The sequence below is a fragment of the Mycobacterium sp. TH-M106 genome (genome assembly GCF_057473765.1).
Map to the genome: position 1 here is coordinate 1 of NZ_JBYCLE010000028.1, position 4271 is coordinate 4271.

The 4271-nt window shown below is 65.8% G+C and carries 3 protein-coding genes; 1 reads left to right on the forward strand and 2 read right to left on the reverse strand.

Annotated features, from left to right (window positions below):
• The coding region (gene secA2, locus AC2VOP_RS00925) for an accessory Sec system translocase SecA2 (protein WP_486959216.1) at window positions 1-1381 on the reverse strand (1381 nt) is incomplete at its 3' end.
• 175 nt (window positions 1382-1556) lie between these two features.
• On the opposite strand from secA2, the gene AC2VOP_RS00930 reads away from it, so the two are divergent.
• Window positions 1557-3536 (forward strand): ABC transporter ATP-binding protein/permease, encoded by a 1980-nt coding sequence (locus AC2VOP_RS00930; RefSeq protein WP_486959217.1) that lies wholly within the window; start codon window positions 1557-1559, stop codon window positions 3534-3536.
• Here AC2VOP_RS00930 and AC2VOP_RS00935 read toward each other — a convergent pair.
• Window positions 3424-4271 (reverse strand): FAD-binding protein (locus AC2VOP_RS00935; protein WP_486959218.1); only part of this gene is annotated, 848 nt, incomplete at its 5' end. The two genes, AC2VOP_RS00930 and AC2VOP_RS00935, sit on opposite strands and share 113 nt — an antisense overlap.

A 4271-nucleotide genomic window follows, 5' to 3' on the forward strand; every position in this document is an offset into this window, starting at 1 on the left:
GTTCCTCGGACTCGGCCACGTCGTGGGTCCCGACCAGCACCGGCTGTCCGGTGGCGTGCACCTCGGCGATGTGGGCGATGATGGCGTCGTTCTTGGCTGCGGCGGTGATGTAGACCCGGTCCGTCTCGTCGGTGCGGATGTTCGGTTCGTTCGGCGGGATCGGGGATACGCCGAGTTTGTAGAACTGGCGCAGCTGCTCACCGGCTGCCAGCGCGGTCCCGGTCATCCCGCACACGGTGGGATATCGGTTGACCAGAGCCTGCACCGTGATGGTGTCCAACACCTCGCCGGTCTCGGTGGTCTCGATGCCCTCCTTGGCTTCCACCGCGGCCTGCAACCCGTCCGGCCAGCGTTGCAGCTGCGCGATGCGGCCGCGGGAGGCGTTGATCAGCGCCACCTTTCCGTCGCGGACGATGTAGTGCACGTCACGCTGCAACAGCACGTGGGCGTGCAGTGCGACGTTGACCTCGGTCAGCGTGGTGGCGACGTGCTCCTCGGAGTACAGGTCGATGCCGCCCAGCGCCCGCTCGACTCTGCGGGCGCCCCGTTCGGTGAGGTGGATGTTGCGCCGGTCTGTGTCGCTGTCGTAGTCCACTCCCGGCCGCATCCGGCCGACCAGTTCGACGATCTCCAGCCGCGGTGTCTCACGGTGGGTGGTACCGGCCAGCACCAGCGGCACCAGCGCCTCGTCGACCAGCACCGAGTCGGCCTCGTCGATCAGTGCCACATCGGGATCGGGGGAGACCAGATCCTCGACGTCGGTCACCAGCTGGTCGCGCAGCACGTCGAAGCCGATCTCGTTGACCGACGCGTAGGTGACATCGCACCGGTAGGCCGCACGCCTCTCCGCGGCGGTCGATTCGGCGGTGATCCAGCCGACGGTCAGGCCCAGCGCTTCCAGCAGCGGGCCCATCCACTCGGCGTCGCGACGGGCCAGGTAGTCGTTGATGGTGACGACGTGCACATGCCGGCCGCCGATCGCATAACCGGCGGCCGCGATCGCCCCGGAGAGAGTCTTGCCCTCCCCGGTGGCCATCTCGATCACGTCGCCGGCCAGCATCCGCAGCGCGCCCTGCAGCTGCACGTCGAAGGGCCGCAGCCCGATGTTGCGCTCGGCGGCCTCGCGGGCGATCGCCAGAAATTGCGGGACGTCGGTCGAGTCCGCCAGATGGTGAAGGTCGAGCAGCTGCGCGGCCTTGCGCAGCTGCTCGTCGTCGAGCCCGGCGGCCTTCTGGTCGTAGTTGGCGGCGGCCTCGACCTCGGCCATGGTGCGGCTTCGGTTCTTCTCAGTGCTGGCACCGAGCAGCTTCCAGAACGTGCCGCTCAGTCGACCGGGCTTGGCGCCGGTGGCTTTGGAGGTCGTCCGGGAGGTACTCGCCACAGGACAACCGTACGCGACGTCACTCGGAGCGAGCATGCGCAGAGTCGCACGGCGGATGCCCTGCACGTGCGACTCTGCGCATGCTCGCAATGGGATTGCGGCACTGCGGTAGGTTCGCGCAGGGAATTTCAACGGGTGCCGGCCGGGAAACACCCGACGCTAAGGAGACATCGAAGTGGACTCGAAGCTCTTCAAGCCGTCCATCGACTGGGGTCATGCCCTGCCTGATTCGCTGGTGTGGATAGCGGTGGCCTGGGCGATTAGCGCGGTCTGTGTCGTCGGCGTGCTGGCGGTGGTCCGGGTAACCATGCCATGGGCCCGCCAGTTCTGGCGGGTCTCCGGTGCCTACTTCACCGGAGGCGACAGCCTCCGCGTCTGGCTGATGCTGGCCGTACTGCTGTTGTCGGTGATCATCGCGGTCCGCCTCAACGTGCTGTTCAGCTATCAGGGCAACGACATGTACTCGTCGCTGCAGACCGCATTCCAGGGGGCCGCGGCAGGCAACGACGCGGTGAAGCGGTCTGGCGTACACGGGTTTTGGATGTCGATCGGCATCTTCAGTGTGATGGCGGTGCTGCATGTGGCGCGGGTGATGGGTGACATCTACCTCGCGCAGCACTTCATGGTCGCCTGGCGGGTCTGGCTCACCGATCGCCTCACCGGCGACTGGCTCGACGGCCGTGCCTACTATCGCGCGCATTTCGTCGAGGGCTCGGTCGACGCGGCCAAGGGCGATGAGTTCGATGACGAGTTCGACGAAGCCCTCGAAGGTGCTATCGACAACCCCGACCAGCGCATCCAACAAGACATCGACATCTTCACCGCCGGTTACGGCGCCAACCCGAACGCTCCGGTCAACGGGACCGGCAGCATTCTGTTGTTCGGTGCGGTCCAGTCCATGGTCTCGGTGGTGTCGTTCGCGGCCATCTTGTGGAATCTGTCCGGCACCCTCACCGTGTTCGAGTTCGGCATACCCCGGGCGATGTTCTGGATCGTAATCGTCTACGTCATGGTCGCGACCGTGGTCGCCTTCGCTATCGGCCGCCCGCTGATCCAGTTGAGCTTCCGCAACGAGCTCACCAACGCCGCCTTCCGGTATGCACTGGTCCGGGTCCGCGACGCCGCGGAGGCGGTCGCCTTCTACCGGGGTGAGCTGGCCGAGCGGTTGCAGCTGCGGGAGCGGTTCGGCGCGATCATCGACAATTATCTTCGTTTCGTGAACCGGACCATCGGGTTCGCCGGTTGGAACCTGTCGGTGAGCCAGGCGATAGTCCCGCTGCCGTGGGTGATCCAAGCGCCGCGGCTGTTCTCCGGACAGATCATGTTCGGCGACGTGTCGCAGACCGCGATCGCGTTCGGCAATATCCACGACTCACTGTCCTTCTTCCGCAACGCCTACGACAACTTCGCCAGCTATCGCGCTGTGATCATCCGTCTGAACGGGTTGGTGGAGATCGATCGAGGGGCCCGCGAACTTCCTGAGCTGCTCGCCAAGCCCAGCCCGGAGGGCTCGGTCGACATCGAGGGCGTCGAGGTGCGCACCCCCGCCGGCGATCCGCTGATCGATTCCCTCGATGTCCATCTCGACGTCGGCGACGCGTTGATGATCACCGGACCGTCGGGCAGCGGAAAGACGACGTTGCTGCGCAGCCTCGCACAGTTGTGGCCCTACGCGTCCGGCACGCTGCGGCGACCGGATTTGACCAACGAAACGATGTTTCTATCCCAGCTGCCCTATGTCCCGCTGGGCGATCTGCGCGCAGTAGTGTCCTACCCTTCGTCGGCCGGTGAGATCCCCGACGCTGAGCTTGCGGAGATTCTGGTCAAGGTGGCCCTCCCCCAACTTGTCGACCGTCTCGACGAGGTCGCCGACTGGGCTAAGGTGCTCTCACCCGGCGAACAGCAGCGGGTGGCGTTTGCCCGCATCCTGCTGACCAGGCCCAAGGCGGTGTTCCTCGACGAATCGACCTCCGCCCTCGACGAAGGCCTGGAACTCACGCTGTATCGGCTACTGCGCAGCGAATTGCCGCAGACCGTCGTGGTCAGCGTGAGCCACCGGCGAACGATCCAGCGCCACCACCGGCATATTTTGGAGCTGCTCGGCGAAGGCCGGTGGGAGTTGAGCCGCGCCGAGCAGGAGCCGAGCCCCGTCTAGCTTCGCGAGCGCAGGCGGCCGCATGCGCCCCGGCGCGACGGCCGAAGAACGAGCCCTCCCCCAACTGGGTGCCACTGGCATATCCCTTGCCGTCCTGCGCGATGTTCGAGGCGCACGCCCCGACCGCGTACAGACCCCGAACGGGCGTGGCGTCCTCGCGTAGCACCTGGCCGTCCACCGAGGTGGCCAGCCCGCCGACGGTGAACCCGGCATACATCGCTTTGCCCAGCGACAGATCGAAGGCACCCCACGGTGGATTATCCTGGGGTGCAAGGAATTCTGGTTGCTTGTGGAAGTCGGGGTCTTCGCGGCGCGCGGCATAGGTGTTGTAGCGGTCAAGCGTCGCTACCAGATTGCCTGTCGGAATGCCCAGTGCTGCTTCCATCTCGGGTATGGTCTCCCAACCGTCGATCAACGGCACCAGCGGCACCTGCGGACGCTGCAGGTGCGTCTCGTCGACGATCAAAAACGCTGCGCTGTCCGGCTGGTCCATCACGAACCCCGAGGTGCGGGAGTGGTAGGAGTCCTCGGCGACGAACCGTTTGCCGAGGTTGTTGACGATGATCCCGGTGAGCAGGATCGCCGGCGGGTAGACCGGTGCGGTGATGAACACCTGGTCCATGTGTCTGGTGGCGCCACCCACCGACATGCCCAGCCGAATACCGAGACCGTCGTCGTAGGTATTGCCCAACACGAACGGCTTCTCCGCCAGCTTCGGCGTGTACCGCGCCACCA